The sequence below is a fragment of the Kitasatospora herbaricolor genome (assembly GCF_030813695.1).
Taxonomy (GTDB): domain Bacteria; phylum Actinomycetota; class Actinomycetes; order Streptomycetales; family Streptomycetaceae; genus Kitasatospora; species Kitasatospora herbaricolor.
Genome location: NZ_JAUSVA010000002.1, coordinates 8,798,150 through 8,824,721, shown reverse-complemented (window position 1 = coordinate 8,824,721; position 26,572 = coordinate 8,798,150). Strand labels below are relative to the sequence as shown.

General features: G+C 74.7%; 22 protein-coding genes and 1 riboswitch. Of the genes, 12 read left to right on the top strand and 10 right to left on the bottom strand.

The annotated features are described in order from the left end of the window. Nucleotides 1–70 precede the first annotated feature (70 nt). Complete coding sequence (locus J2S46_RS38155; protein WP_191291520.1) at nucleotides 71–796, bottom strand: TetR/AcrR family transcriptional regulator; 726 nt, start codon at nucleotides 794–796, stop codon at nucleotides 71–73. A gap of 166 nt (nucleotides 797–962) precedes the next feature. Between J2S46_RS38155 and J2S46_RS38150 the strand changes: the two genes are divergently transcribed. The 3 genes from J2S46_RS38150 to J2S46_RS38140 all read left to right on the top strand — a co-directional run bounded on the left by J2S46_RS38150 (nucleotide 963) and on the right by J2S46_RS38140 (nucleotide 3,724). Beyond that, the gene (locus J2S46_RS38150) at nucleotides 963–2,189 is read left to right on the top strand and encodes an FAD-dependent oxidoreductase (protein ID WP_191291521.1); all 1,227 of its coding nucleotides are present in this window, start codon (nucleotides 963–965) and stop codon (nucleotides 2,187–2,189) included. A gap of 253 nt (nucleotides 2,190–2,442) precedes the next feature. Further along, nucleotides 2,443–2,904: an anthrone oxygenase family protein gene (locus J2S46_RS38145; RefSeq protein WP_229912945.1), complete on the top strand. Its 462-nt coding sequence runs from the start codon at nucleotides 2,443–2,445 to the stop codon at nucleotides 2,902–2,904. A gap of 163 nt (nucleotides 2,905–3,067) precedes the next feature. Continuing rightward, nucleotides 3,068–3,724 (top strand): DUF4360 domain-containing protein, encoded by a 657-nt coding sequence (locus tag J2S46_RS38140; protein WP_229912956.1) that lies wholly within the window; start codon nucleotides 3,068–3,070, stop codon nucleotides 3,722–3,724. 90 nt (nucleotides 3,725–3,814) lie between these two features. Here the strand turns inward: J2S46_RS38140 and J2S46_RS38135 are convergent, their stop codons facing one another. Further along, a complete protein-coding gene (locus J2S46_RS38135) occupies nucleotides 3,815–4,819 on the bottom strand; it encodes a YdcF family protein (RefSeq protein WP_191291522.1) in 1,005 nt (334 codons plus the stop codon). A 155-nt stretch (nucleotides 4,820–4,974) separates the two neighbouring features. Between J2S46_RS38135 and J2S46_RS38130 the strand changes: the two genes are divergently transcribed. Further along, nucleotides 4,975–6,852, top strand: a complete 1,878-nt coding sequence (locus J2S46_RS38130) for a serine/threonine-protein kinase (protein ID WP_191291523.1) — start codon at nucleotides 4,975–4,977, stop codon at nucleotides 6,850–6,852. A 584-nt stretch (nucleotides 6,853–7,436) separates the two neighbouring features. Here the strand turns inward: J2S46_RS38130 and J2S46_RS38125 are convergent. Next, the gene (locus J2S46_RS38125; protein ID WP_191291524.1) at nucleotides 7,437–8,606 is read right to left on the bottom strand and encodes a magnesium and cobalt transport protein CorA; all 1,170 of its coding nucleotides are present in this window, start codon (nucleotides 8,604–8,606) and stop codon (nucleotides 7,437–7,439) included. Nucleotides 8,607–8,961: 355 nt separating this feature from the next. Next, nucleotides 8,962–9,135, bottom strand: a riboswitch (M-box (ykoK) riboswitch). Between the two features lie 306 nt (nucleotides 9,136–9,441). Between J2S46_RS38125 and J2S46_RS38120 the strand changes: the two genes are divergently transcribed. Further along, nucleotides 9,442–10,518: a DUF3048 domain-containing protein gene (locus tag J2S46_RS38120; protein ID WP_191291525.1), complete on the top strand. Its 1,077-nt coding sequence runs from the start codon at nucleotides 9,442–9,444 to the stop codon at nucleotides 10,516–10,518. Nucleotides 10,519–10,602: 84 nt separating this feature from the next. Here J2S46_RS38120 and J2S46_RS38115 read toward each other — a convergent pair whose 3' ends face one another. From J2S46_RS38115 to J2S46_RS38105, 3 genes are all read right to left on the bottom strand, one after another. Then, nucleotides 10,603–11,397, bottom strand: a complete 795-nt coding sequence (locus J2S46_RS38115; RefSeq protein ID WP_191291526.1) for a metal-dependent hydrolase — start codon at nucleotides 11,395–11,397, stop codon at nucleotides 10,603–10,605. Nucleotides 11,398–11,540: 143 nt separating this feature from the next. Next, nucleotides 11,541–12,167 carry a DM13 domain-containing protein gene (locus J2S46_RS38110; protein WP_191291527.1) on the bottom strand — a complete coding sequence of 209 codons (627 nt, stop codon included), beginning with the start codon at nucleotides 12,165–12,167 and terminating at the stop codon, nucleotides 11,541–11,543. A 180-nt stretch (nucleotides 12,168–12,347) separates the two neighbouring features. Then, nucleotides 12,348–14,009, bottom strand: coding sequence for a purine-cytosine permease family protein (locus J2S46_RS38105; protein ID WP_191291528.1), 1,662 nt, complete (start codon nucleotides 14,007–14,009; stop codon nucleotides 12,348–12,350). A gap of 433 nt (nucleotides 14,010–14,442) precedes the next feature. Between J2S46_RS38105 and J2S46_RS38100 the strand changes: the two genes are divergently transcribed. After that, nucleotides 14,443–15,273, top strand: coding sequence for an alpha/beta fold hydrolase (locus J2S46_RS38100; protein ID WP_191291529.1), 831 nt, complete (start codon nucleotides 14,443–14,445; stop codon nucleotides 15,271–15,273). 55 nt (nucleotides 15,274–15,328) lie between these two features. Here the strand turns inward: J2S46_RS38100 and J2S46_RS38095 are convergent, their stop codons facing one another. Next, nucleotides 15,329–16,252, bottom strand: a complete 924-nt coding sequence (locus tag J2S46_RS38095; protein ID WP_191291530.1) for a glutathione S-transferase C-terminal domain-containing protein — start codon at nucleotides 16,250–16,252, stop codon at nucleotides 15,329–15,331. A gap of 66 nt (nucleotides 16,253–16,318) precedes the next feature. Then, nucleotides 16,319–17,086, bottom strand: coding sequence for a GNAT family N-acetyltransferase (locus J2S46_RS38090; protein ID WP_191291531.1), 768 nt, complete (start codon nucleotides 17,084–17,086; stop codon nucleotides 16,319–16,321). A gap of 624 nt (nucleotides 17,087–17,710) precedes the next feature. Between J2S46_RS38090 and J2S46_RS38085 the strand changes: the two genes are divergently transcribed. Next, the gene (locus J2S46_RS38085) at nucleotides 17,711–18,247 is read left to right on the top strand and encodes an NUDIX hydrolase (protein WP_191291532.1); all 537 of its coding nucleotides are present in this window, start codon (nucleotides 17,711–17,713) and stop codon (nucleotides 18,245–18,247) included. Then, complete coding sequence (locus J2S46_RS38080) at nucleotides 18,244–18,807, top strand: HIT family protein (protein ID WP_191291533.1); 564 nt, start codon at nucleotides 18,244–18,246, stop codon at nucleotides 18,805–18,807. The genes J2S46_RS38085 and J2S46_RS38080 overlap by 4 nt, the downstream gene beginning before the upstream one ends. A 59-nt stretch (nucleotides 18,808–18,866) precedes the next feature. Here J2S46_RS38080 and J2S46_RS38075 read toward each other — a convergent pair whose 3' ends face one another. Continuing rightward, nucleotides 18,867–20,645, bottom strand: coding sequence for a cation:proton antiporter (locus J2S46_RS38075; RefSeq protein ID WP_191291534.1), 1,779 nt, complete (start codon nucleotides 20,643–20,645; stop codon nucleotides 18,867–18,869). A gap of 287 nt (nucleotides 20,646–20,932) precedes the next feature. Further along, nucleotides 20,933–21,463, bottom strand: coding sequence for a GNAT family N-acetyltransferase (locus J2S46_RS38070; RefSeq protein WP_191291535.1), 531 nt, complete (start codon nucleotides 21,461–21,463; stop codon nucleotides 20,933–20,935). A 710-nt stretch (nucleotides 21,464–22,173) separates the two neighbouring features. Here J2S46_RS38070 and J2S46_RS38065 point away from each other — a divergent pair. From J2S46_RS38065 to J2S46_RS38050, 4 genes are all read left to right on the top strand, one after another. Further along, nucleotides 22,174–22,968 (top strand): SDR family NAD(P)-dependent oxidoreductase, encoded by a 795-nt coding sequence (locus tag J2S46_RS38065; protein WP_191291536.1) that lies wholly within the window; start codon nucleotides 22,174–22,176, stop codon nucleotides 22,966–22,968. 115 nt (nucleotides 22,969–23,083) lie between these two features. Then, nucleotides 23,084–23,683 carry a hypothetical protein gene (locus tag J2S46_RS38060; protein ID WP_191291537.1) on the top strand — a complete coding sequence of 200 codons (600 nt, stop codon included), beginning with the start codon at nucleotides 23,084–23,086 and terminating at the stop codon, nucleotides 23,681–23,683. Between the two features lie 161 nt (nucleotides 23,684–23,844). Then, nucleotides 23,845–24,516 (top strand): enoyl-CoA hydratase-related protein, encoded by a 672-nt coding sequence (locus J2S46_RS38055; protein WP_191291538.1) that lies wholly within the window; start codon nucleotides 23,845–23,847, stop codon nucleotides 24,514–24,516. 156 nt (nucleotides 24,517–24,672) lie between these two features. Next, on the top strand, nucleotides 24,673–26,262 hold the full coding sequence (locus J2S46_RS38050) for a phytoene desaturase family protein (protein ID WP_191291539.1): 1,590 nt from the start codon (nucleotides 24,673–24,675) through the stop codon (nucleotides 26,260–26,262). Nucleotides 26,263–26,572 lie beyond the last annotated feature (310 nt).

The following is a 26,572-nucleotide window of genomic DNA, read 5'->3' as shown; positions in this document are numbered from 1 at the left end:
GGGACCACGGACGCGGGACGCACCCCGTGGCCCGCAGCGGCGGACCAGGGCCTGCCCCCGCGGAGCGGCCCTAGGGCCGGGCCGGCCCCGCGCCCGCGGGCAGCGGGCCGTCGAGTCCGGCGGCGAGGAGCCTCGCGGCGCGCAGCACGTCGCCGGTGACCGCCTCGCGGACCTGCGGGGGCGTCCGGACGCCGTCCAGGTGGGTGCGCAGCGACCTGAACTGGATCGGCCAGAGGCCGAGCAGCGCGGTGGCCGCGATCTGCGGTTCCGGGTCCTCGGGGTCGGCGCCGGACCGTGCGGCGAGGGTTTCCGCCGCCGCGGCGACCAGCCGGTCGGTCATGTCGCGCTGATGGGCGCGCAGGGAGGGCGTGGCCTGGACCATCGCGCCGAACCGGCGCAGCCGGACGACGGCCAGGGCCGGGTCCTCCTGCTCCTCCAGCCAGGAGATCAGCGCGCCGAGCTCGTCCGCGAGGACCCGCAGCGCCGCCTCGACCGGCGTGAGCTCCGGCCGGGCCAGCTCCTCGCGGAGGGCGGTCATGGTGACCTCCGGCATGTCCAGGACCAGGGACTCCTTGGTGGGGAAGTAGTTGAAGACGGTCTTCTCGGACACGCCGCAGGCGGCGGCGACCTCGGCGACGCGGACCGCCTCGAAGCCCCGTTCCACGAACATCTCGGTGGCCGTGTCGGACAGCTGTTGGCGCATCAGGCGCTTCTTGCGCTCGCGCAGGCCCTCGGCCCGACCGGTGCCGTCGCGGGCGACGCGCCCTGCGGACCAGTCGACTGTTCGTGCGTTCATGCCGCAAGGATAATCCAGCCTCTGGAAAAGTTCTGCTACGGTAGTTTTTCAGTGGCAGTAATAATGTGGCGCGGCCTTGCGCCCCCTGCCGCCGACCCCGAACCCGAACCACCCCGCACCCGCACCCACACCCGCACCCGCACCCGCACCGAACCGGAGCCCCCTCATGAAGACCCCCACCCCGCGGATCACCGTCATAGGCGCCGGCCCGGGCGGCCTGCTCTGCGCCCGCGTCCTGCAGCGCCACGGCATCGAGGTCACCGTCCACGACGCCGACGCCTCCCCCACCGCCCGCGACGCCGGCGGCACCCTCGACCTGCACGCGGACACCGGACAGATCGCCCTGGAGGCGGCCGGCCTCCTCGACGCGTTCCTCGCCGTCGCCCGCTTCGAGGGCCAGGCGAAGCGGACCGTCGACCAGCACGGCACCGTGCTCGCCGAGTACCTCCCGGCCCCGGGCGAGGACGCCGCCCCCGAGATCGACCGCGGGCAGCTCCGCGCGCTGCTCGCCGGGCAGGTGCGCCCCGGCACGGTGCACTGGGGGCACAAGCTGGTGGACGCGGCCCCGCTCGGCGGCGGCGCCCACCGCCTCCGCTTCGCCGACGGCACCACTCTGGAGACGGACCTCGTCATCGGGGCGGACGGCGCGTGGTCCCGGGTGCGGCCCCTGCTGACCGACGCCGTGCCGGCGTACAGCGGCGTCACCCTGCTGGACGTCCGCTTCGACGAGGTCGAGACCCGCCACCCCCGGATCGCCGCACTCGTCGGCGACGGCCACCTGTTCGCCAACGGCCGGGACGGCCGCGCGATCATCGGCCAGCGCAACGACAACGGTGTCGTCCGCGTCCTGATCGGCCTGCGCACCGGCCTCGACTGGGCCGCCGAGGCCCGCCTGGACCTCGGCGACAGCGCCGCCGTACGGCGCCATCTGCTCCAGGAGTTCGACGGCTGGGCCGCCGAGCTGCTGCCCTTCATCACCGAGGCCGAGGCCTTCGGCAACCGGGCGCTGCACGCCCTGCCCGCCCCCCTGACCTGGGCGCACACCCCGGGCGTGACCCTGCTCGGCGACGCCGCCCACCTGATGTCGCCCTTCGGCGGATTCGGCATGAACCTCGCCCTGCTCGACGGCGCCGAACTGGCCCGGGTGCTCGCCGAGGAGGCCGACCTCGACACCGCCGTGGCCCGCTACGAGGCGGTGATGCTGGCCCGCTCCGGCCCGCTGGCCGTGGGCGCGAACCGAGCCCTGGACCGCTTCTTCGCCGACGCCGCACCCGACCCCCGCGACATCCCGGACCAGGCGGCCACCGGCAAGCGATACAAGCTGGCCGCCGCGGAGTACCGGCGCCGGCACACCGTGCCGGCCCGGGCGGAGGCGCCGGCCGTGGGCAGCTGAACCGTCGCGCCCGACGCCGGGCGGCGCGAGGCGGGCCGGACCGGCACGGGCGACGCCCTGAGCGACAGCGCATTCGTTGCCGGCCACCGCGCCCCCGGCGGCGGGCCTGATCGCCCGCGGCGCCCGCCCTGCCCCGCACGCCCCGAGCACGCCCCCGCCCCCGAGCACGCCCCGCCCCGCCGCACCCCTCGCGCAACCGGCGCACGGTGAGCGCCCCCGGGCGGGCACCGACCACGCAACCAAGGACGCACCCGTGCACAGCCTCGACATCGTCAACCTGTTCTTCGCCGGCCTGCTCGCCGGCACCGAGTTCGTGGTCCGCCTCGGCGTGCGCGGCGCACTGAACGTCCCCGACGCGTACGACCAGATACGGCTGCGGCAGGCGCTGGTCCGGCGGCTGCGCGTGCTGGTCCCCGCCGTGTACGGGCCGGCGTTGCTGAGCACGGTGGCGGTCACGGTCGGGAGCCGGGCGGAGCCAGGTTCCGCCCTCCGGTGCATCGCCCTGGGCGCCCTGCTCGTCTTCACGGCGGTCACCTTCGCCGGGACGGTACCGATCAACAAGGCCCTGCTGGAGTGGTCGCCCGGCGCCCCGCCGCTCGACTGGCGTGGCCGGATCCGGCGCTGGGAGCGGCTCGACACCGTCCGCGCCCTGGCGGCGGTCACGGCCTTCGCCCTGCTGCTCGCGGCCGTGGCCGGGCAGCTCGCGGACGGCTGACGAGGGCCCCGGGCGCCCGGCGGCCGGCGGCGGCTTCCGGCCCTGCGGGCATCGCGCTCTGTACGTCCACGGTGACGGTGTGCTGACATGGACACGCCAAGTCCCGCCGCGCAGAACCATCCCGCGGCCGGGGACTCCTGGACGATCGGAAGGAAAACCCATGATCGTACGCATGCTGGCCGCCGGTGGCGCCGCCGCCGCCCTGCTCGGCGGGTCGTTCACCGGGCTCGACGCCGGAGCCGGCTCCGGCTGGACCACCCCGCCCCCGCCGGACAAGATCGTCATCGACGTGGCCACCGTCAACGGCTCCGGCTGTCCGGCGGGGACGGCCGCCATCGCGGTCTCCCCCGACAGCACCGCCTTCACCGTCACGTACAGCGACTACACCGCCCAGGTGGGCCTCGGCTCCAAGCCGACCGACTTCCGGAAGAACTGCCAGCTCAACCTGCGGGTGCACGTCCCACAGGGCTTCACCTACGCGATCGCCTCCGCCGACTACCGCGGCTTCGCGCACCTGGAGAAGGGCGCCGTCGGCGTCCAGAAGGCGAACTACTACTTCCAGGGATCGCCCCAGACCTCCTCGCTGAGCCACCAGCTCACCGGCCGGCTCGACGACAGCTGGCAGGTGACCGACACCGTGCCGGTCGCCGCGCTGGTCTGGGCGCCCTGCGGCGAGAGCCGGAACTTCAACATCAACACCGAACTGCGGGTCAACGCCGGCACCTCGGACCCGGCCAGGACCACCAGCTTCATGACGATGGACTCGACCGACGGCAGCATCCGGACCACGTACCACCTCGCCTGGGAGTACTGCCCCTGACCCGGCGGGCCGCAGGAACGGGTGCCCGGCCGCACGCACCGCGGCCGGGCACCCCCGCGTCACCGGACCGGCGCGGCGGCCCCGGCCCGCTCAGGAGGCCCAGCCCGCCAGCGCGCCCAGCCCGGCCAGCAGCACGCAGACCGCCGCGTTGAGCCGCCCGTACAGCGCGAGCACCGCCACGAACTCGCGGATCGTCGCACTCGGCCGGTAGTACGGCGCGGTGTGCGCGCCCAGGACGTGCCCCGGCACCCCGGCCCGGCGGGCGGTCACCGCGGACCGGAAGACGTGGAAGGTGTTGGTGACCACCACGCAGCGGTACGGCGTCCCGTGCCGCTCCATCAGCACCTTGCTGAACTCCAGGTTCTCCTCGGTGCTGCGCGAGCGGTCCTCCTGCTCGATCCGCTCCGCCGGGCACCCCAGCGTCTCCAGGTGGCCCGCCATCGCCTGCGCCTCCGGGACCCGCTCGTCGCTGCCCTTGCCGCCGGAGACGAGCACCGTCGGCGGCCGCCCCCGGTCCGCCTGCGCCCGGTAGATGCCGTACGCCCGCTCCAGCCGGCTCGCCAGCAGCGGCGGCACCTGGTCGCCGTCGACCAGGCCCGCGCCCAGCACCACCACGTAGTCGACGTCCCGGCGCACCGTCAGCCGGCCGTAGAGGAAGGCGTACCCCAGGAAGCAGAGGAAGAGGAACCCCAGGTACCCGGCGACCAGCAGGCTGCCCCCGGCGACCGCCCGCAGCGCCCGCGAGTCGAAGTGCACCGCGGCCAGCAGCAGGGCGATCAGGAGCAGGATCGCCAGCCCCGCCGTGAGCGAGAGCAGGTTCGCCGGCCGCCCGCCCTCCTGCCGGACCATGGTGACACCGTTCGCCACCAGGAAGACCGCCGACGCCACCAGGCCGAGCCCGGCCGCGGCCGGGATCACCACCAGCACCGCGTCCACCAGGCCGTCCGGGAGCCGGGCGAGCTCGCCGAACAGCCCGGCCGCCAGGAAGAGCAGGGACAGTCCCAGCAGGACCCCGTTGCCGAACCGGCGCCGGTCCCGCCGCACACCGACGACGAAGAGCAGCAGGAAGGCGACGGACAGCAGATAGGCGGGCATGCGCAGGATCCTACGGACAGGCCCCGGCCCGGAATGCCGCGGCGGGCGGCGCGTCGCCCCGGTGTGGCCGGCGGGCCGGCCCGCCGCGGCGCGGCCGGGCCCGACAACACCACCGTGGCGCACGGACGTCACTCCCGTCTCCTACGATGACCGTCATGAACTCTGGGGGGCCGGACACGCGGCTCATCGACGGCCGCTTCGAACTGCTGCAACGCCTCGGCGGCGGTGGCATGGGGCTGGTCTGGCGCGCCCGTGACAACGCCCTGCACCGCGAGGTCGCGCTCAAGGAGGTCCGCGCGCTCGACCCGGCGATGGAGGCCGCCGACCCGACGGCGGCGCGCGAGACCCGGGAGCGGGTGCTGCGCGAGGCGCGCGCCCTCGCCCGGCTGCAGCACCCGAACGTGGCGGTGATCCACCACATCGTGGACAGCGCGGAGCACACCCACCCCTGGCTGGTGATGGAGCTGGTGACCGGCGGCAGCCTGGCCGACCGGCTGGCCCAGGGTCCGCTCGGCGTGCAGGAGGCGGCCAGGACCGGCCGCGGCGTACTGGCCGCGCTGCGCGCCGCGCACGCCGCGGGCATCCAGCACCGGGACGTGAAGCCCGCCAACGTGCTGCTGCGCACCGACGGCACCCCCGTGCTGACCGACTTCGGCATCGCGGCGATGCACGACGCGACCTCGCTGACCGCGACGGGCGCGCTGATCGGCTCGCCGGAGTACATCGCCCCCGAACGGATCCGCGGCGAGGAGGGCAACCCGGCCTCCGACCTCTGGTCGCTGGGGATGATGCTCTACGTGGCCGTCGAAGGCCACCACCCGCTGCGCCGGGCCACCTCGCTGGCCACGCTCGCGGCGGTGCTCGACGAGCCGCTGCCGCCGCCGGTCCACTCCGGGCAGCTGGGCGGGCTGCTCTCCGCCATGCTCGCCAGGAATCCCGCGCAGCGGCCGGACGCCGCGACGATCGACCGGATCCTCGCCGCGGCCGAGACCGCCACCCCCGTCCCCGGTACCCCGGTCGCGGGCTTCGGCGCCGCGCCGGCCCCGATCGAGGCCCCGCAGTACTTCACCGGACCGCTCACCCCGGCGCAGCCCCAGCCGGGCGGGCAGCCCGGCGGCGGGGCGTACCCCGCCCAGCCGTCCCAGCCCTACCCCGGCGCGCCCGGCGGCCCGCCGTACCACGGCGCGCCCTTCGACAGCGGAGCCCAGGACGTCCGGCCGTTCGACGCCGGCCCGTACGGCGCCCGACCGTACGACAGCGGGCCCACCGCCGGCCACCCGTACGGCAACAACCCCTACGCGGGTACGCCGCACGACCTCGTGCCGGAAGGGCCGACCGGGCCCGGCCGGCCCCCGGCGCCCGCCCGCCGACACCGGCGCGGCGCGGTCGTGACCCTCTCGGTCGTCGCGGTCTGCCTGACCGGGGTCCTGGCGTGGACGATGCGGCCGGGCACGATCAACCACGCCTCGCCCCGCACCACGGCCCCCGCCGGCACCGCGTCCGGCACGCCCGGCGCCGGTACCTCGCCCACCGCCGCCACCGACGGAACCCCCGCCCCCACCGGCAAGCCGGCGGCGCCACCGGCCGGCAAGCAGAACCTGCTCACCCCGGACGGCGTCCGCGCCACCATCGACGCGATCCGCCCGCTGATGTCCGGCACCAAGATCAAGCGGCTGGTCGTCTACCCCGAGTACGCCATCGCGGAGGCCCCCACCGCCGCGGACCCTTCCGTCTACGACCGGATCACCTACCGTGACGGCAAGACGAGCCGCACCCCGGGCGCCACGCTGACCTCCCGGGACAAGCTGGCCGACCTGCAGCTCTACAACTGGGACATCCTGCCGGACCTGATCAAGAAGGCCGAGCAGACCCTGAACGTGGCCAACCCGACCAGCCGCTACCTGATCATCGGACCGGAGATCATCGAGGAGAAGCCGTCGATCGCCGTCTACCTGTCCGACGACTACGGCGGCGGCTACCTCTCGGCCGACGTCAAGGGCACCGTCATCCGCACCGTCCCGCGCGGCGCCTGACCCGCCGTTCGGTCCCCCGGCTCCCGCTACCGCCCGCGCCGGCTCGCGGCGCGCCGCCGTTCCGAGGACGCTTCGCCACCGGGGCCCGTCGGCGACGGCGACCGGCCGCACCGCCGGGCGGCTTCGCCGCCGGTCGCGACTGGCGGGTGCTCGGTTCGCCGTCCGCCACGACTTCGACCGGGGTCCGCCCGGGGCGACCGCAGGAGCGGGACGATCTGCTGCTGCTGGTCGGCGCACTCGTCACCGACACGCTCCGCCACGCGGGCGGGCCCGGCGTGGTGGATCTCGACCTGCCGCCGGACGCCGTCGACACCGCGGTCTCCGGCCCCAGCCGCACGCTCCCGCTGCCCCGGCTCCCCGACCCGGGCGCGGGCACCGGCCGGGTCGGGACTGCACCTGGTGGCCGCCCTCGGCGGGCCGGTCCGGGTCACCCTCGACCGGGGCAGCGCCAAGACCGTCCACGCCCCGCTCCCGTGCCGCCGGCCTGCGGCACCCGAGGTCGCGGCGGCACCCGCGGCCCGCCGTCGGAGCTGGTTGGACCCGCTGCGGGGCGACCCGGGGCCCGACCGGCCGACGGCCGAGGGCTACAGCCAGTCGCGGCGCTTGAAGACGACGTACAGCCCCGCGCAGACCAGCCCCATCAGCCCGATCGCGAAGGGGTAGCCGAAAGCCCATTGCAGCTCCGGCATGGTCGCGAAGTTCATCCCGTAGACGGTGCCGATCAGGGTCGGCGCGAACAGGATGGCCGCCCAGGCGGAGATCTTCTTGATCTCGTCGTTCTGGGCGTGCCCGGCCTCCGCGAGTTGCTTCATCTCCTCGTTCTGGGCCTGGGAGACCAGGGTGGCGTTGACGGTGAGGATGTTCTGCAGCATCTGGCGGAAGCCGTCCACCCGCTCGGCGGCGTAGGTGGCGTGGTCGGCGACGTCGCGCAGGTAGCGCTGGAGTTCCCCGTCGGTGCCGTACTTGCCGAAGCCGGCCTCCAGGTTCTTCATGATGTCCAGCAGCGGCCGGGTGGCCCGCTGGAACTCGATGACCTCGCGCGAGAGTTCGTAGATGCGCCGGGACACCTTGGGGTCACCGCCGAAGACCTCGGTCTCGATCTCGTCGATGTCGTGCTGGAGCCCGGCGATCACCGGCGCGTAGCCGTCGACGACCGCGTCCAGGACGGCGTACAGGACGGCCTCGGGCCCGAGGGCGAGCAGTTCGGGGTCGTCCTCCAGGCGCCGGCGCACCGCGGAGAGGTCCGGGGACTGGGAGTGGCGGACGGTCAGCACGAAGTCGGGGCCGACGAAGAGGTGGATCTCCCCGAAGTCCACCTCCTCGACGTCGTCGAGGTAGCGGGCGGCGCGCAGGACGACGAACAGGGTGTCGCCGTAGCGCTCCAGCTTGGGACGCTGGTGGGCGACGATGGCGTCCTCGACGGCCAGCTCGTGCAGGCCGAACCGCTCGGCCGCCTCCAGCAGTTGGGCGTCAGCCGGGCGGAACAGGCCGATCCAGGCCATGGTGCCGGGCTTGCCGGGCAGCTCGCGGTAGATGTCGGACAGGGTGGCCGGGGTCCCGGTCCGGCGGCCGGCGTGGTAGACGGCGGCGTCCACGACGGAGCGTTCCAGCGAGACGGTGTCCGCCTTGGGCTCCGGCCTCGGGTCCATCGAGTGCTCGGGCGCGGGCACGGCCGGTGCGCCGGCCTCCCCCGCGGCGGGACGGGAGAACGGTCGCTTGCTCGCGCGCAAGGCGCGCACACGCCAGTCGGACATGGCAGGAACCTCCACAGGTGGGTGTCCGCCGCGAACCGGGCGCGGCCCGCACTGCTGCGGGCGGCGCCGGACACCGGCGGGGCAGCGCCGCCACCGTCGGGGCCCGCCCGGGCACCCCGCGCCGGCCGGGCGCGGTCAGCGCCGGGCGGTGCGGGAGGGCCGGAGAGCGGGCGGGGACGGGCGCGCGATGCGGGACGAAGTCGTGCACGTACCGGGGCGGGGCCGACTTCGGCCCGGACTACTGGACTCCACCGCTCTCACCTCCCTGCCGTCGGGCACCCGGGCGGGGTGCCGGAGCGCGGCCGTCAGGGGAGGCTCCGCCCGGCCCGCGCGCACGGGTGCGCCGGGAGGCGGACGGGCACCCCCGAACTCGTCAGAGCTTTGGCACGCCACGGCGTAGCACCCGGGGGTGCAGCCACTTGGGGTCACCCCTTAGGCCGGGGAGACCTGTCCTGAACCTGGGCGTCTCTCGACGTCGTGGGGTCAGTGGCCTGTGTCCGTGGCGACGCCTCACCGAACGAGGTGCCTTCACAACTTCGCCCAGCTTAGCCCCGCCGGGCGCCGGCGGGGCGCAGGAGGGCGCGCGACCGTCGTCCCGGCGCCCCTCGCATCGCCTGCCTGCCCCGGGCCGGGCACTCGCACCGCGCGCGAAGACAGCGGGCACGAAGACAGCGGGCACGAAGACAGCGGGCACGAAAACAGCGGGCACGAAAACAGCGGGCACGAAGACAGCGGAACCGCCCGTCGTGCACCTTTCGTCTTCCCAGGTGCAGCGTGCCGGAGCAGCGGCAGCCACGCCCCTGAACCGGCGCCGCTGCCCGGAGGTGACCCGCAGATGAAGATCCTCGAACGCGCCCTGGGCGGCTGGCGGTCCCTCCCCCTCGCCCACCGGATCGGCGCCGTCCTGCTCGCCGGGGCGGCCGTGGCCCTCGCGGTACTGCTCATCCTGGCGGGCGGCCCGTCACCGCCGACCGCGAGCACACCACCGTCCGCCGCCCCCGCACCCCTGCCCGGCGGCTCCTCGGCGCCCGCCGGGCCCGGGGCGTCCGGAACGCCGGTCTCACCGCTCACCGGGCTCCCCGGCGGGACGGGACGGCTCATCGCCGTGAAGATCGACAACATCGTGAACGCCCGCCCGCAGACCGGCCTGACCGCGGCGGACGTGGTCTACGCGATCGAGGTCGAGGGCGGCGTCTCACGGTTCCTGGCGGTCTACGACTCCGGGCACCTGCCGCCGGGCGACACCGTCGGCCCGGTCCGCAGCGCCCGGGAGAGCGATCTCGAACTGCTCCGGCAGTACGGGCGGGCTGCCTTCGTGTACTCCGGGGCGCAGAGCAGGCTCCTGCCGGTGCTCGACCGCGCCGACGTCCTCAACCGCTCCCCGCTGCAGACCGGCTCGTTCTTCCGCGGGACGTCCAGGCCCGCGCCCTACAACGAGTACGTGGTGCCCTCCGGCATCCTGCGTGCCTCACCGGACGCGGCGACGGCCCGGGACATCGGGTTCCGGTTCGGCGCACCGCCGGCCGGCGGTGCGCCGGCCGACAGCTTCACCGCGCGGATGCCGGCCGCCTCCTTCACCTTCACCTGGTCCCCGGCCACGGGCAGGTACCTGGTGGCGCTGGACGGGAGGCCGGCCCGGACGACGGACGGCGGGCTGCTCGGCTCACCGACCGTCGTGGTGCAGCGGGTGGACGAACGCCCCTCGCCGCTCGGGCTCCGGGACTCCGCCGGCCACCTGGTGCCCTTCTCCCCCACCGTGGGCAGCGGCGAGGCGGTGGTCCTCCGGGACGGCAGGGCGTACCAGGGCAGTTGGTCCCGGCCCGGCCCGGCGGACGGCACCACGTTCTCGTACGCCGGGCAGCCGATGACCTTCCACCCGGGCCAGGTCTGGATCGTGCTGGAGCCGCGCTGACGCGGACCGGCCCCGCGGACCGGGACCGCGGACCGGGACCGGCCGCCCCCGGCGGGCGGGACTGCCGCCGGGCCCGACCGGGCCTCAGCCGATGAACCCGAGCGCGCCGAGCGCGGCGACGCCGCCCAGCCCCATGAAGACCGGCATCAGGACCTTCATCTCGACCCAGCTGCCGGCCCGGAACCGCATCCCCTTCGGCGGGCCGATCGGGTACCAGCGCTTGCGTCCGATCGGGATCGGCCACAGGACGGGGCAGCCGGAGACGGTCAGCGCGTCGCCGAGGCAGTGCACCAGCGCGCCCAGCACGATCGGCAGGCCGATCCACAGGTACTGCTGACCGGGGTCGGTGAACAGCCAACCCGAGCCGTTGCCGGGCTTGTCGAGGGTCTCGGCGAGCATCCAGGCGCTGACCGCGCCGAGCAGCCAGACCAGCACGTCGCTGGAGGCCCGGGCGTGCCGCCACAGCAGGCCCTCGATGGCCAGCACCATGTGGACGAAGAGCACCGCGAGCACGCCCCAGCGGCCCCCGTACACGGCGATCGCCGCGGCGCCGGCCCCGCAGAGGACGGCCCAGAGCCAGGTGTGGGTCAGCGTGCGGTGCCCGCCGTTGCGCCGCGGGTCGCCCTTCCCCCGGGTCGACTTGTAGGCCGCGTAGGACAGCTTGTCGACGACCTCGCAGAGCGTGCGCGACACGGGCCCGAAGGCCCGGGATATGGTCGCGGCCTTGTGGTCGAGGTCGGGGGCCAGTGCCGCTCCGGCGCAGATCAGCGCGCCCGCGAGGAGCACGGGCCAAGGCATCGGCCGGTCCAGCGCGGCCGATGCCGCACCTGCCGTCAACCAGGCCGCTGCACCGGACAGCGCGTGCGCCGGTCCCATCATGGCGTTCTCCACCCCTCAGTAGGTCGCAGGGGCCGATCGGCACCTGACGGTGCGGCAGCCTATCCCTCCGTGATCATCCCCGGCACACGCCCCCGGCCTGCCGCCTTTCCCCTCCCCCGCCGACCGGGCCGGCGCCGGCCCGGCTACCGCGCCGGCGCCGGCAGGTCGGCCGCGCCGAAGCCCACCGAGAAGCGGGCGCACCAGATCACCGCGCTGCGCAGGCGGGTGAGATCGGCGCCCGCAGGGACGGCGTAGTTCTGGTTGCCGAGGTTCCCCTTGAGCCGGCCGAGTTCGACCGGTGCCTCGCCCAGGGTGTCCAGCTTCGACTCGGCCGCCGGCGCGGCCGAGAGGTAGACCCGGACGTCGGGGCCCTCGGAGGTCCGCAGGTTCTCCAGCCGCAGCACCGTACTGCCGTCGGCGAGGTGGACCAGGCGGGCGGTACCCGTGGTGGGGTGCTCCCCGGACCGGAAGGACCCGGCGGCCCCCTCGACCGGCCCGGGCTCGGCAGAGGACGGCGAGGACGACGGTGACGACCCGGCAGGGGGCGGCGAGGGCCATAGCGAGGCGCTGCCCGCCGGGGCGGCGGCCGCCGGCGTGGCGAGGGGCGCGGCGGCGGCCGGCGGCGCCTCGTCGACCCTGGTGCTGGTGAACGCCTTCCAGGGCTGGAAGAGGTACAGCCCGAAGCCGCCGGCCAGCAGTACGAGGACGGCGACCGGTAGCGGCCACCGGCGGCGACGACGACGGACGGACGGCGACGGGCCAGCGGACATCTCAGCCTCCAGGAACACGCAGCACTCTGCTGCCTCCGCCCATGGATACACCGCGCACGGCGGCCGCCGGGGCCGCCCTGCGTCGCCGTAATGATTCGACAATGCCTGCCCGTCGGGCCGTCCGGGCCGCCGCCGCAGCGGGCGCCCCCGCCGCGATACCCGAGCCCCGCGGTACGCCGGTCAGCCGCCCACGGACAGCGCCGGCAGCACGTGGTCGCCGACCTTGTCGGTACTCAGGCAGAGCGAGCAGACCACCGCGTCGTGGGTGAGGCAGGCCGCGAGGTCCGGCCGCTCGAACTCCTGCCGGCAGACGTGGCACTCGTACGTCGCGGCGCTGGGGTTGCCGTCGGCGTCCAGGTGCGGGGCGTCGATCCCGTCGGTGGTGCGCCGCAGGTAGTAGCGGCCGCCGGTCAGAGCGGCCGTCAACGGGGTGAGCACGAAGGCGATCAGCGCCGCCGCGACGGGCGAGTACGGCTGGAGGGTGTCGCCCAGGGCGTGGAAGTACATGGCGATCGAGATCCCGGACGCGGCGACGAAGGAGACCAGCCCCACCGGGTTGACCGGGTGGAGCATGCCCCGGCGGAACTCGGGTGCCTGCGGGGAGAGTTTGAGCAGGTACTTGTTGACCATGATGTCGGTGGCCACCGTGACGATCCAGGCGATGGCGCAGTTGGAGTAGAAGCCCAGGATGCTGTTGAGGAAGCTGAACATGTCGGCCTCCATCAGGATCAGCGCGAAGGCCAGGTTGACCAGGACGAACACCATCCGCCCCGGGTAGTGCCTGGTCACCCGGGTGAAGGAGTTGGTCCACGCCAGCGATCCCGAGTAGGCGTTGGTCACGTTGATCTTGATCTGGCTGATCACCACCAGGGCCACCGCCAGGGGCACGACCAGCCAGGACGGCATCATCGCGTCGAAGGCGCCGGTGAACTGCCGGATCGGCTCGGTTGCCGCCGTCGGGCCGGCCTGCGCCAGGATGTACACCGCCAGGAAGACCCCGATCGCCTGCTTCAGGGCGCCCAGCACCACCCAGCCGGGGCCGGCCATCACCACGGCCGTCCACCAGGCCCGCCGGTTGGCCGCGGTCTTCGGCGGCATGAAGCGCAGGTAGTCGATCTGCTCCCCGATCTGCGCGATCAGCGAAAGGCAGACGCCCGCGCCCAGCAGCACCTGACCGGTGCTCATCCCGCCGCCGCCGTCGGAGCCCCCGTAGGAGAGGAAACGGTCGACCGTGCCCGGGTCCGAGGCGACGAGGTACACCAGCGGACCGACCATCAGCAGCAGCCAGATCGGCGTCGTCCAGACCTGGAGCTTGCTCAGCGCCTTCATCCCGTAGACCACCAGCGGGATCACCATCAGGGTGGAGACCAGGTACCCCAGCCACAGCGGCAGGCCGAGCCCCAGCTTCAGCCCCTGGGCCATGATCGAGCCTTCGAGCGCGAAGAAGATGAAGGTGAAGCTGGCGAAGATCCCACTGGTCAGGACCGAGCCGTAGTAGCCGAATCCGGAGCCCCTGGTGATCAGGTCGAGGTCGATGTTGTACCGGGCGCCGTAGTAGGCGAGCGGGAAGCCGGTGACGAAGATGACCACCGCCGCCACCAGGATCGCCGCCAGCGCGTTCCCGGTGCCGTGGGTGAGCCCGATGCCCGCCCCGATGGAGAAGTCGGCCATGTACGCGATGCCGCCGAGGGCGGTGGTGGCCACCACCATGGGCGTCCAGCGGCGGTAGCTGCGGGGCGCGAAGCGCAGGGTGTAGTCCTCCAGCGTTTCGTCGGCGGCCGCCCCGGCCCGCGGGGTCGGCCGGCCGCTGTCCGTGGTGGTCGGTGGTGGCTCGGTGCGCATGCCAGGCCTCCTGAAGTGCCGTGGGTCGTCCGCTGCGGATGTGCGGGCCCCGCCCGGGCCGGGCGGCCGTGGTGGGCCGGTTCCATGATCAGCTGCGGCCGGGCCGTGGACGCGGACGGAGCGCCGGGCCCGCACTGTTGGCGGGAACGCTAGGCAGCGGGTGTTTCCGGCCGGTCCCCCCGGCATGAAGCGGAGGTTTCCGGTGATTCGGGCCGCCCCCGCAGGACTTGAGGCCGCGCCAGGGAGGGGACCGGATGGGGCCCGCTCCCCCGTGCGCGGATGAGCACCGCCGCCGTCCAGGCCCGAAGGTCGCCCTGCGCGCCGGCATGGTGATGCGCCCGGACCGTGGCGGTGCCTTCGACAGCGGAAGCTGTTGACGGAAATTCTCACAATGGGGGTGACCCGCGGGTAACTCAGCCTTACCCTCATCGCCATGGACCTTGTACACGAGCGCCGGGGCGACGGCCCTCCACTGCTGCTCCTGCACGGCATCGGGCACCGCCACCAGGGCTGGAAGCCGGTGCTCGACCTGCTCGCCCGGGAGCGTGAGGTGATCGCCGTCGACCTGCCCGGCTTCGGCACCTCACCGCCGCTGCCGGCCGGCATGCCCTACACCGTCGACAGCGCCATGGCGGTGCTGCGCGACTTCCTCGCGTCCATCGGGGTCGAGCGGCCGCACGTGGCCGGCAACTCGCTCGGCGGGCTCTTCACCCTGCACGCCGTCCGGCACGGGCTGGCGTCCTCGGCCACCGCGCTCTCACCGGCCGGATTCTTCCACCGCGCGGGCTTCCTGTACGCCTCCGGCGTGCTCAACCTGCACCGGCTCGCGGCCCGGACGCCCGAACCGCTGCGGGCCGGGCTCGCGCAGCACCCGCTCGGCCGCAAGGCGATGTTCGGCATGATCTACGGACGGCCGGAGCTGCTCGACCCGGACGAGCTGATGCTGGACACCCGGGCGCTGCTGGAGGCCCCGGGGTTCCGGCAGACCCTGCACGCCGGGGGCGGCGAGCTGGCCTCCCGCTTCCCGACCGATCTCCCGCCGGAGGTCCCGGTGACCATCGCCTGGGGCACCCGCGACCGTCTGCTGCTCAACGGCCAGGGCCGCCGGGCCCGGCAACTGCTGCCGGCGGCGCGGTTCGTGCCGCTGGTGAACTGCGGTCACGTCCCGATGGGCGACGACCCGGAGCTGGTGGCCCGGGTCGTGCTGGCCGGCAGCGCCTCACCGCTGCTGGCGCCGGCCGCCGGACCGGCGACGGGCCGCTGATCCGGGCGGCCGGGCCGGACGCCCCCGGCGGGGGCCGAGGACGTCCGGTACCCGGTCAGGCCCCGGCGCCCACCAGGGCCTCGCGGCCGTGCGCGGCGTTCCAGTCGGGCAGCACCGCACCGGGGCGGGCGAAGGTGGCGAAGTCGGTGGTGCCGGCGAAGGCCGGCCGCTGGTAGAGGTCCCGGGCGTAGGCCCAGAGGTGCGGGTAGGCGTCCAGAGCCGGACCGATCGCCCCACCGGCGTTGGCCGCCACGTCGTAGCGGGCGAGCGTCACCCAGAGCCGCACGTCCGCCTCGGTGAGCCGCTCTCCGAGCAGATGGCGCTGCTGGCCGAGCAGCTTGTCCAGTTCCGCGAAGGCCGCCGTCAGCTCGGCCCGGGCCGCCTCGGCGGCGGAGCCCTCGCCCGCGGCGGCGCCCACCCCGCGGTTGACGGCCGGGCCGAGCCAGGAGTCCAACTCCTCGATCCGCGGGCGCAGCTCCGACGGGTAGTGGTCCGCGCCGTTGCTCCACGCCCCGAACTCGGTGGCGAGGTCGATCCCGATTCCGGCGAAGTCGTTGCTGACGACCCGTCCGGTCCGCCGGTCCCAGAGGGTCGGCACCGATATGTGCCCGTCGAACCCGGGCTCGGTCGCCTCGTAGGCCTCCCGGAGCAGCGTGAAGCCGTTCACCGGGTCCGGTCCGTGGGTCTCGCGGAAGGCCCAGCCGCGGCCGTCCCGCGCGCCGTCGACGTACGAGACCGAGACCACGTCCTCCAGCCCGTTCAGCGCCAGCTGGATGGTGACCCGCTGGGCCCAGGGGCAGAACCAGCCCGCGTACAGGTGGTAGCGGCCGGGCTCGGCGGGGAACCCGCTGCTCCCGTCCGCGGTGATCCGCCCGGTGAAGCGGTAGAGCGGGCGTTCGTCCCCCGGGGCCCGGTTGATCCGGTACTCGCCGTGGGTGGTGGTGTCGACGGCGTCGGCGTAGCGCGGCGTCGGGCTCATGGGTGTGCTCCTCCTGGTGACGGACTGCTTCGGCGGTGATCGGTGCCGGGCTCGGGGCCGCCCGGATCAGTGGGTGGGCGTGCCGGGGACTCTGACGGCGAGGAAGCCGGTGGCGCGGCGCAGCCGGAACCCGAGGGACTCGTACAGCCGGATCGCGTTGGTGTTGCTCGCGGCGGCGTGCAGGAAGGGCGTCTCGCCACGGCCCCGGATGCCGGCCGCGACGGCGTGCACGAGCCGGGTGGCGAGGCCCTCGCCCCGGTGCTCGGGGTCGGTGCAGACGGCGCTGATCTCGGTCCAGCCCGGCGGGTGCAGGCGTTCGCCGGCCATCGCGACCAGCCGGCCGCCGCGCCGGATGCCGAGGTAGCTGCCGAGTTCGACGGTGCGGGGCAGGAACGGGCCGGGCTGGGTGCGCGCCACCAGGTCCAGCATCTCGGGCACGTCGGCGTACCCGAGGGGCACGGCCTCGGCGTCGGGGGTGGCGGCGACGCCCTCGTCCACCAGCTGGACGCCGTCGCCGTCCATCAGGACCTCCCAGTCCGGCGGCGGCGTGGCGCGGACTCCCGTGACCACCGCGACGGCCCCCGGTCCGAGCAGGGTCGCGACGTCCCGCCAGACCGACGCGTCGGACCGGTCGGGCAGGGCGATGAACGGCGAGACGTCGGCCGGGTAGCGCAGCACCTGGCCCTGCCGTTCCGCGAGGTGCGCGTGCGGGCCGAGCAGGGCGGCGCGGACGGCGTTGTCCAGCGGGTGCGGGCCGGCCGGGCCACGGGACGCCTCGGCCCGGGGCGGGCCGGGGACGAGCGCGTCAGGGATGAGAGCGTCGGGAACGGGCATGCGGGACTTCTTCCTCGATCTGTTGCGCGCGCCGCAGCCGGGCGCCGCGGCCCGACGACGCGGTCCGGCGGCGGCGGACCGGACGGTCGGGGCGGGCGGACGCGGCGCGCCGGGGCGTGGACGCCCGGCGGAGGCGGTGGTGACGGCCGGCTGGATGTCCCGGCCGAGGGGTGACGGGGCGTCAGGGGCGACAGAGGCCGGTCGGCGAGCCGACGCCGTCGATCCAGCGCCGGCGCACGAGCGCCGTCCCCCCGGTGGAGCGGCGGGGGCGGGCAGCCGTCCGACCGGTCGCGGCGTGCGCCGGCGGCGGGTGCCCGAAGGGGGCCCGCTCGGAGCGCTGTGCGCGAGTTCGCATGGTCGACCTGTCTCAACTGCCGCTACGACGAAGGTCCAGAGTACATCCAGGCCCCGGCCCGGGGCAGTTCCCGATGATGAACACGGCATGGCGGATCCGCGGGGCCGGACCGCCGAGGGGGCCGGCGCGGGGGCCGGCGCGGGGGCCGGTCAATCCGCCCGGCCGCGCTCACCTGATCGTGTGGCAGGTCCGCGAAGGCGCCCCGGCGGAGCGGCGGTGCTCCCTACCGTGACGGTGTCCGAGCACACTCCCGTACGAGGGCGGAACAGATGTCCATCTCATCCGACCAATCACCCGCGGCGGCCGCCGACCGCCCGGAGCCCCGGCCCGAGCCGGTGCTGCCCGCGGCCCGGACGGCCTCGGCGGGGCCGCACCGTACCGGGATCGGCCTGCACCTCGTGATCGTCGACGACGGGCTGGTGCTGCTCGGGCGGCGCCGCAACTCCTCCTTCGCCGACGGGTGCTGGCACCTGCCGGCCGGCCATCTCGAACCGGGCGAGAGCATCACGGCCGGGACGGCCCGCGAGGCCCGGGAGGAGCTGGGCATCGGGATCGACCCGGCCGGCCTGGAGCTCCTGCACGTGCTGCACCACCTGGACGCCGACGACACCGAGGGCCGGCTCCAGTTGTTCTTCCGCCCGGTGGTGTACACCGGGCAGGTGAGCAACCGTGAGCCGGAGAAATGCCACGAACTGCGCTGGTGGCCGCTGGACGGCCTGCCGGAGCAGGTCGTCCCGTACACCGCCCGGGCCCTCGCCGAGATCGCCCTCGGCCGTGGACTCTCGACGCCCGGGTGGCCGGGATGAGCGACCGGCCCGCCGGACGGACGCAGGCGGGGCCCCGGACCGCCTTCGACCCGCTCGCCTACCGGGAACGGGCCCGCTCGGGGCCGTGCTTCATCTGCGCGATGCTCGCCGGCGATCCGGGCTACGAGCACCCGATCGTCTACGACGACGGCAGCCACGTCGCCTTCCTCGACCGGTACCCCACGCTCCCCGGCAAGCTGCTGGTCGCGCCCCGGGCGCACGTCGAGGACACCGTCCGGGGCTTCACCGAGGAGGCCTACCTGGCCCTCCAGTCGGCCGTCCACCGGGTCGCGTCGGCGCTGGCACGGGTGGTCCCCGCCGAGCGCCTCTACCTGCTGAGCCTGGGCAGCAACCAGGGGTACGCGCACGTGCACTGGCACGTCGCCGCGCTGCCGCCCGGCGTCCCGTACGAGCGGCAGGAGTACTACGCCTTGATGACCGGGACGCAGGGCGTGCTGGACGTCGGCGAGGAGGAGGCCGAACGGCTCGCGCGGGCGCTGCGCCGCGAGCTGGCCCGGCCGGCGGACGAAGGGGCCCGGCCGGCCGACGGAGGTGCCTGACCCGCGGGGAGCGGCCGGTACCGGCCCCGGACGGCTCGGGAAGGAGAACGGCCGCCCGGTCAGGTCGGCGGGCCGACGGGCCGGCCGACTGCCGGGGTCAGCAGGACGAGCGAGTCGCCCGGGCCGGGCAGCGGCCGGTGCGCCTCCGTCACCGGGTCCAGCCGGCCGTTCCGCCGCACCACGAACAGCACGTCCCAGCCGTCCGGCACCTCGGGACCGACCGGCCTGGTCACCACCACCGCCCCGGCCTCGTGCCGCCGCATCAGCGCCGAGGCCGTCAGGTCGGCGCCGAACAGCACCTCGCCGCCGATGAACGGCGCCACGACACCGAGGCTGTCGCGCGGGGCGCCGACACGGTGCACGGAGGCCTCGACGCCGGCCCGCAGGACGGCGGTCGCCAGCGCGTTGAAGTCGTCCTCGGTGGTCAGCAGGTACACCGCGGTGATGCCCTCCAGTTCGGCGCCCTCCCCGGTGGCCGCGGCCAGCAGCTCCCCCGGCGCCAGCTCCAGGCCGGCCCGCTCGATGCGCTCGCGCTGCTGCTCGAGGCCCGCCCACATCAGCACCTCCAGCCCGGCCGAGCGCAGCGCCAGCCCGAGGTCCACCACCCAAGGGTCGCCGCCGACCAGCAGCGGGCGCGACCGGGCCGGCCGGACGACCCGCAGCCGCCGGGCGACGTGCGAGGCGGTCAGCCCGTACAGCGTGACGGTCGCGACGATCACCACGAAGGTCGCCGGGAGGATCCGCTGGGCGCCGCCGATGCCCTTGGCCACCAGCCCGGCGGAGAACGTCGAGGCCGTCGCCGCCGCGACGATGCCGCGCGGAGCCATCCAGCCGACGAAGGCCCGCTCGGCGCCCGGCAGATCGGTGCCGAGGGTCGACAGGAACGCCACCATCGGCCGGGCCACCACCACCAGCACCCCGGCCAGCAGCAGTGCCGGGAACGCCACGTCCCGCAGCGAGTCCGGGGTGACGGTGGCCGAGATCGAGACGAAGAGCAGCCCGAGGATCAGGCTGACCAGCGTCTCGAAGAACGGCCGCCGGGCCGGGCCGTCGAAGGCTCGGACGTTGGCCACGGCCAGGCCCATCACCACCGCGGTGATCAGCCCGGTGTCGTCGCGCAGGACGTCGCTGACGGCCGCCACCCCGATCACGGCGGCGAGCTGCGCCGTGGTGCCGAGCACCTCGCCGAGCCGGAGCACCCTCAGCAGCACCCAGAGCAGGCCCGCCCCGGCGATGCCGCAGGCCAGCCCGATCCCCACGCTGGCCAGGAACTGGAACAGGCCGGTGCGCAGCCGGACCCCCGTCCCGGTGGCGACCACGTGGAAGACCAGGGCCCCGAGGATGCCGCCGACCGGGTCGATCAGCGAGCCCTCCCAGACCAGGATGTGCTGCAGCCGGTCCTTGGGGCGGACGAAGGCCAGCAGCGGCCCGACCACGGTCGGCCCGGACACCACCAGGATCGCTCCGAGCATCACGGCGGACCGCCGGTCCATCCCGAGCAGCGGCATCGCGACCGCCGCCCCGACCAGCCAGGTGACCAGCACGCCGACCCAGATCAGCCGGACCACGACCCGCGGGATGTGCCCCTTCAGCTTCCTGAGGTCCAGGCCGAGGCCGGCGTCGTAGAGGATCACCGCGACCGCCAGCGAGACCAGCGGCGAGAAGGCGGTGCCCAGCAACCGCTGCGGGTCCAGGTCGTCGAAGAGGGCCCCGGCGGCGAACCCCACCGGCAGCAGGACCACCAGCGCGGGGACCCGCAGCCGGCCGGCCAGGATCTGCGAGCCGACGGCCAGCGCCAGGGTCAGGCCCACGCCGATGAGGACCTCGTCGGTCGTCACGTAGGGCCTCCGCGCGCCCGCGTGGTCGGACGAACCGGCCGGGGCGGACGCGGGCCCGGCCCGGCGGTGGCCCGGTCCGGCCCGGCCGCCTCCTCCGGAGCGTGCGGGCCCGGGTCGGCCGAGTCAAGGAGGACACGTCGGTGCGGCCCGATTCCCTGCCAGGCCGGCCCGCCCGGGCCCGATCGGCGCGGCGGACGGGTGACGGGTGACGGGGCGGGCGCCTCGGCCCGGCCGGCGCTGTCCGGTGCCGGGCCGCCGTCCGGTGCGGGGCGGAGGGAGGTCAGGCGTCAGGCGTACTCGGTGAGGTCGATCGCGTGCACCTGCAGGGGGTGGCCGGACTCCGGGTCCCTGGTCTCGGACACCAGCTCCATGCCGAGCTTCGAGACGACGTTGCGGGAGGCCTCGTCACCGGAGCGGACCACGGCGAAGACCCGGTCGAGACCCCGGTCCTCCAACGCGAACTCCAGGGCGGCGTGCGCCGCCTCCGAGGCGTAGCCCTGCCCCCAGAACTGCCGGCCGAACCGCCAGCTGATCTCCACCACGGACCCGAGCTCGGGCAGCCGGTCGGGCACCGAGAGGCCGGTGAAGCCGGCGAGTTCGCCCGAGGCCAGCAGCTCGACGGCGAACAGGCCGAAACCCTCTTCGTCCCAGTCCTCCTCCCAGCCCTCGATGGCCTCCGCCGTCCGCTCCAGGTCGTACCCGGAGCCGTCGCCGATCCAGCGCATGACCTCCGGGTCCGCGTTGATCTCCGCCATGGGTACGAGGTCGTCGTCGGTCCAGCGGCGGAGGACGAGCCTGGGGGTGTGGATCTCGGTCATGACCCCATCCTGTCGACTGCCGGGCCGATCCGGTAATCCGTGCCCGCCGCCGCGGCCGCGGACCGGGTGACGGCCCGATGGGCCCGGCCCGGGAGGCTGCCCGGGAGGGCTGCCCTGGAGCGGCGGAGCGGGAGCGGCGCGGGCGCGGGGACAAGGCGAAGGCCCGGCTCTCCGGCCGGGCCTCCCAACCTCTCCGCCCCCGGCGGAGATGGTTTCACGGGGCCGTGACAGCGGTCCCTCGCCGGTGCTGCGGGCTCCCGCCCTGGATGTCCGGCGCGGCTCCGCCTCGGCGGAGCGATGACTCCTCGACCAGGCCTCCTCAAGACACCGAGGTCCTGACAGCGAGGCCTTCGAAACACTTCACAACACGTCGAATTCTCGTGCCTTCACCATTGTTCTCATGGACCTCGACGACCGGGTCTCCGCCGGCCGCCGGGTCGGCTCCGTCCCGCGGAGCGCGCTGATCAGCTCCTTCCACCATCCCTCCGACCGCCGGATCACGCAAGCACGCGGCCCGGGAATCCCGGCCCGGCGCAAGGGCCGCCGCCAGACCCACCGCTTGGCCGGCGGCGCTCGCCCGGTCGGAGCCGACCCGATCGGCGGCGCCCCGGGTGCGGCGCGCCGCGCCGGGATCCCGAGGTCCGGTGATCACACTGTTCACGACGTTGGGAGCAACTGTCTCCCCGGCCCCGCTCGCCCCTGGAGTGTGTGTGCAGATCGATCTGTCCGGCCGGACCGCGGTCGTCTCCGGCTCCTCGCAGGGCATCGGCCTGGCCATCGCGACCGGCCTGGCCGGCGCGGGGGCGCGGGTGGTGCTCACCGGGCGCTCCGAGGCGCGGCTGCGCCGGGCGGAGGAGCGGCTGCGCGACACCGTCCCGGCGGCCGAGGTGTCCGCCGTGGCGGGCGACCTGACCCTCGCCGAGGGCGCCGAGCAGTTGTGCGAGGCCGTCCCGCAGACCGACATCCTGGTCAACAGCCTGGGCATCTTCGGCCCCACGCCCGCCCTGGACATCGACGACGGCCTGTGGCGCGAGTACTTCGAGACCAATGTGCTGAGCGCCGTGCGGCTGATCCGGGCCTACCTGCCCGGGATGACGGAGCGCGGCTGGGGCCGGATCCAGAACATCGCCAGCGACTCCGCCGTGGTGATCCCCACCGAGATGATCCACTACGGCATGTCGAAGACCGCCCTGCTCGCGGTGTCGCGCGGCTTCGCGAAGGCGGCGGCCGGCAGCGGGGTGACGGTGAACTCCGTGATCGCCGGCCCCGCCCGCACCGAGGGCATCGAGGACTTCGTGTACTCGCTGGTCGACCGGGACCTCCCCTGGGAGCGGGCGCAGCGCGAGTTCATGCGGGAGTACCGTCCGCAGTCGCTGCTGGGCCGGCTGATCGAACCGGCGGAGATCGCGAACCTGGTGGTCTACCTCAGCTCGCCCCAGGCGTCGGCGACCACCGGCGCGGCGGTCCGGGTGGACGGCGGGTACGTGGACGCCATCCTGCCGTGACCGGCGTCGGACCGGCGGCGACCGGACCGGGCCGCCGGGGTGGGCGTACCCGGACGCCCTCGTGCCGGGGTGGACGTACCGGGCGTCCTCGTGCCGGGGTGGCTAGCCTGGCCGGATGGCTCTGCAGGGTTTCGGGACGACGCAGTTCCAGCTGGTGCTGCTGCGGCGGATGGCCGACTTCAACCCCGGACTGGTCGAGGAGGCGGTGCGGTGGCTCGGCTCGTCCCGGGCCGAGCTGCGGGAGGCGAACAGGCGCTGGCAGGCGATGATCCGCGCACCCCGCTTCCCGCGCGGGGCGGGCCGGTTCACGCTGGTGCTCGGGCCGCCGGAGTCGAGCCGCCCGCTGCGGATCGGCGACCTCGGGTGCACGGCCCAGCAGTGGGCGCTCCCGCTCTGGCCCGAGCTGCGCTTCGAGGTGCTGCTCGGCCCGGGGAGCCCCGGCGGCGGGAGCGGCCCGGTGCTGAACGAGTGGCTGGTGCGGGCCGACGGCTCGTCCCCGCCCGACCTGCGGACCCTCGCCGACCTGACGCCGTGGAGCTGCGTGGTGTCGGACGTGGCCGAGGCCTTCCCGCCGGCCGTGCCGCGGGAGGGCAGCGCGCCGACGCGCTGGCAGCTGGACTTCGCCGCGCCCGATCCGGCGGGTGTTCCGTGCGGCCTGACCGCGGACTTCACCTGGGGTCTGCTCCAGGAGGTACGGGCCGCCGACCGGCCCTGACGCGCACTGCGGCGGACGGTGGTGGTCCCAGCCGCTTCCCGGTCCGGGCCGCCGGACCGGGGACAACCGGGGCGCGGTTATGTACGATGCCGTGCAGCATGGTTACCCATCGGTAACCACCGCCGGTCACCACACCCACCGCCCCGGACCGAGGAGCAGTCATGCCCACGCTCGACCGTCAGGACGGCGTCTTCGTCCTGGACATCGGAGACACCGAGAACCGCTTCCACCCCGACTGGCTCGTCTCCGTCAACGCGCTGCTGGACGAGGTCGAGCAGGCGCAGGGGCCGCGCGCCCTGGTGACCGCCGCGAGCGGCAAGTTCTTCTCCAACGGCCTCGACCTGGAGTGGCTGTTCGCCAACTCCGACCGGGCCGACGAGTACGTCGGCGGCGTCCAGGCCCTGCTGGCACGGGTGCTGACCCTCCCGATGGTCACCGTCGCTGCCCTCCAGGGACACACCTTCGCCGCCGGCGCGATGCTCTCGCTGGCCCACGACTTCCGGGTGATGCGCGCCGACCGGGGCTTCTGGTGCCTGCCCGAGGCCGAGATCAACATCCCGTTCACCGCCGGCATGTCCGCGCTGATCCAGGCCCGGTTGTCCCCGCTGACCGCCCACGAGGCCATGGTCACCGCCCGCCGGTACGGCGGCCACGACGCCCTCGCCGCCGGGGTGGTCGACCGCACCGCCGAGGAGGACGCCGTCCGCCGGACGGCCGTCGCGATCGCGGCCGCGCACACCACCAAGGCCGGCCCGACCGTGGGGACGATCAAGACCCGGATGTACGCCCGGGCCCTGGAGGCGCTGCAGGAGAAGGAGTTCACGCTCGACTGAGCCCGCAGCACGGCCGCCCCCGCCGCCCCACCCCCAGGCCGCCCCCGGCTGGCCGCCCGGGCCCCCGGCACCCCCGCACCGGTCGCCGCGCCACCCAGCGCCCCGATCGGCGCAAGGCTCTGGCCAACACCCGCACGGCCCTGATAGGACGGCGGCATGCACACGGCATCCGAGCTCCCGTCCCGCTCCTCCTACGACGTGGTGATCGTCGGCGGCGGGCACAACGGCCTGGTCGCCGCCGCCTACCTGGCCGGCGCCGGGCGCAGCGTGCTCCTGCTGGAGCGGCTCGGCCGGACCGGCGGGGCGGCTGTCTCCACCCAGGCCTTCCCGGGCGTGCCGGCCCGGCTGTCCCAGTACTCGTACCTGGTGAGCCTGCTGCCGCGCAAGATCGTCACCGAGCTGGGGCTGAAGGTCGAGCTGCGCCGGCGGCGGATCTCCTCGTACACCCCGACCACCCGGGACGGGCACCCGACCGGACTGCTGGTCGACGTCGGGGACGACACCAGGACGGCCGCCGCCTTCCGCGAACTCACTGGATCGGAGCGTGAGTTCGAAGCCTGGCAGGCGTTCTACGGGATGACCGGCCAGGTCGCCCGGCAGGTGTTCCCGACCCTCACCGAGCCGCTGCCCTCACGCGAGGAGCTGCGTGCGCGGGTGGGGGATCCGGCGGCCTGGGAGGCACTGTTCGAGCGTCCGATCGGGGAGGCCGTCGAGCAGTGGTTCACCGACGACCTGGTCCGCGGAGTGGTCCTGACCGATGCCCTGATCGGCACCTTCAGCCAGGCCCACGACCCTTCGCTGCGCCAGAACCGCTGCTTCCTCTACCACGTGATCGGCGGCGGCACCGGCGACTGGGACGTGCCGGTGGGCGGGATGGGGGCGCTGACCCGGGGCCTGGACGAGGCGGCGCGGTCCGCCGGCGCCGAACTCCGCACCGGCTGCGAGGTGACGGCGGTCGCCACCGACGGGAAGGGCGCCGAGGTCAGCTTCCGTTCGGGCGACGCCGAACACACCGTCGGCGCGGGCCAGGTGCTCTGCGGCGCCGCTCCGCAGGTGCTCGCCCGGCTGCTCGGCGAGGCCCCCGCGGACCCGGCCCCGGAGGGGGCGCAGCTGAAGGTCAACATGCTGCTGCGCCGCCTCCCAAGGCTGCGCGACCGCGCCGTGGACCCGCGCGAGGCCTTCGCCGGGACCTTCCACATCGCGGAGTCCTACAGCCAGTTGGAGACGGCCTACCGGGAGGCAGCGGCCGGGCGCGTCCCGGCGGCCGCGCCGTCCGAGATCTACTGCCACTCGCTCACCGATCCGTCGATCCTCGGCCCGGAGCTGGTGGCCCGGGGCTACCACACCCTGACCCTGTTCGGTCTGCACCTGCCCGCACGGCTGTTCCCGGACGACGGGGACCGCGGGCAGGAGTCGGCGCGGCGGGAGGCCGCCCTGCGGGCCGTCCTCGCGCCGCTGGACGCCCACCTCGACGAACCGCTCGCCGACTGCCTGGCCACCGACGAGCACGGGCGGCCCTGCATCGAGGCGAAGACGCCGCTGGACCTGGAGCGTGAACTGGGCCTGCCGGGCGGCAACATCTTCCACCGCGACCTGCGGTTCCCGTACGGCGAGGACCCGTCCGACCGGTGGGGCGTCGCCACCGGCCACCCCAACGTGCTGCTGTGCGGGGCCGGCGCGACCCGGGGCGGCGGCGTCAGCGGGATCCCCGGCCACAACGCGGCGATGGCGGCGCTCGGCCGCTGAGGGACGGCGGAAGGACGGGCGGCCGACCCCGCGCCGAACGGCGGAATTCCGGGCGGTCTCCCCCGCGCCGGACGGCCCGGCCGGACGGGGTGTCAGCCGGATTCAATTGGGGTGCGCGGCCGGTGCCCGGCTGCCTACACTCGCCGACGAAGCGCGCACCGCCGTGAACCACGCGGTGCGCATCCGTGACGAGTGAGGGGAGCCGGCCGTGCGCTACCGCACCGCTGTCGTCGTCCCCGCGTCCCGGTTCGAGGTGATCCTGGTGTCTTCGTGCGCCCGGTGCCGGCTGCGCGGCCGCCACCGGAAGTCC

Bases quoted from the DNA above. Each gene is read 5' to 3' on its own strand.
- J2S46_RS38155 (WP_191291520.1), bottom strand. From the start codon at position 796: ATGAACGCACGAACAGTCGACTGGTCCGCAGGGCGCGTCGCCCGCGAC.
- J2S46_RS38150 (WP_191291521.1), top strand. From the start codon at position 963: ATGAAGACCCCCACCCCGCGGATCACCGTCATAGGCGCCGGCCCGGGC.
- J2S46_RS38135 (WP_191291522.1), bottom strand. From the start codon at position 4,819: ATGCCCGCCTATCTGCTGTCCGTCGCCTTCCTGCTGCTCTTCGTCGTC.
- J2S46_RS38130 (WP_191291523.1), top strand. From the start codon at position 4,975: ATGAACTCTGGGGGGCCGGACACGCGGCTCATCGACGGCCGCTTCGAA.
- J2S46_RS38125 (WP_191291524.1), bottom strand. From the start codon at position 8,606: ATGTCCGACTGGCGTGTGCGCGCCTTGCGCGCGAGCAAGCGACCGTTC.
- J2S46_RS38120 (WP_191291525.1), top strand. From the start codon at position 9,442: ATGAAGATCCTCGAACGCGCCCTGGGCGGCTGGCGGTCCCTCCCCCTC.
- J2S46_RS38115 (WP_191291526.1), bottom strand. From the start codon at position 11,397: ATGATGGGACCGGCGCACGCGCTGTCCGGTGCAGCGGCCTGGTTGACG.
- J2S46_RS38110 (WP_191291527.1), bottom strand. From the start codon at position 12,167: ATGTCCGCTGGCCCGTCGCCGTCCGTCCGTCGTCGTCGCCGCCGGTGG.
- J2S46_RS38105 (WP_191291528.1), bottom strand. From the start codon at position 14,009: ATGCGCACCGAGCCACCACCGACCACCACGGACAGCGGCCGGCCGACC.
- J2S46_RS38100 (WP_191291529.1), top strand. From the start codon at position 14,443: ATGGACCTTGTACACGAGCGCCGGGGCGACGGCCCTCCACTGCTGCTC.
- J2S46_RS38095 (WP_191291530.1), bottom strand. From the start codon at position 16,252: ATGAGCCCGACGCCGCGCTACGCCGACGCCGTCGACACCACCACCCAC.
- J2S46_RS38090 (WP_191291531.1), bottom strand. From the start codon at position 17,086: ATGCCCGTTCCCGACGCTCTCATCCCTGACGCGCTCGTCCCCGGCCCG.
- J2S46_RS38085 (WP_191291532.1), top strand. From the start codon at position 17,711: ATGTCCATCTCATCCGACCAATCACCCGCGGCGGCCGCCGACCGCCCG.
- J2S46_RS38080 (WP_191291533.1), top strand. From the start codon at position 18,244: ATGAGCGACCGGCCCGCCGGACGGACGCAGGCGGGGCCCCGGACCGCC.
- J2S46_RS38070 (WP_191291535.1), bottom strand. From the start codon at position 21,463: ATGACCGAGATCCACACCCCCAGGCTCGTCCTCCGCCGCTGGACCGAC.
- J2S46_RS38060 (WP_191291537.1), top strand. From the start codon at position 23,084: ATGGCTCTGCAGGGTTTCGGGACGACGCAGTTCCAGCTGGTGCTGCTG.
- J2S46_RS38055 (WP_191291538.1), top strand. From the start codon at position 23,845: ATGCCCACGCTCGACCGTCAGGACGGCGTCTTCGTCCTGGACATCGGA.
- J2S46_RS38050 (WP_191291539.1), top strand. From the start codon at position 24,673: ATGCACACGGCATCCGAGCTCCCGTCCCGCTCCTCCTACGACGTGGTG.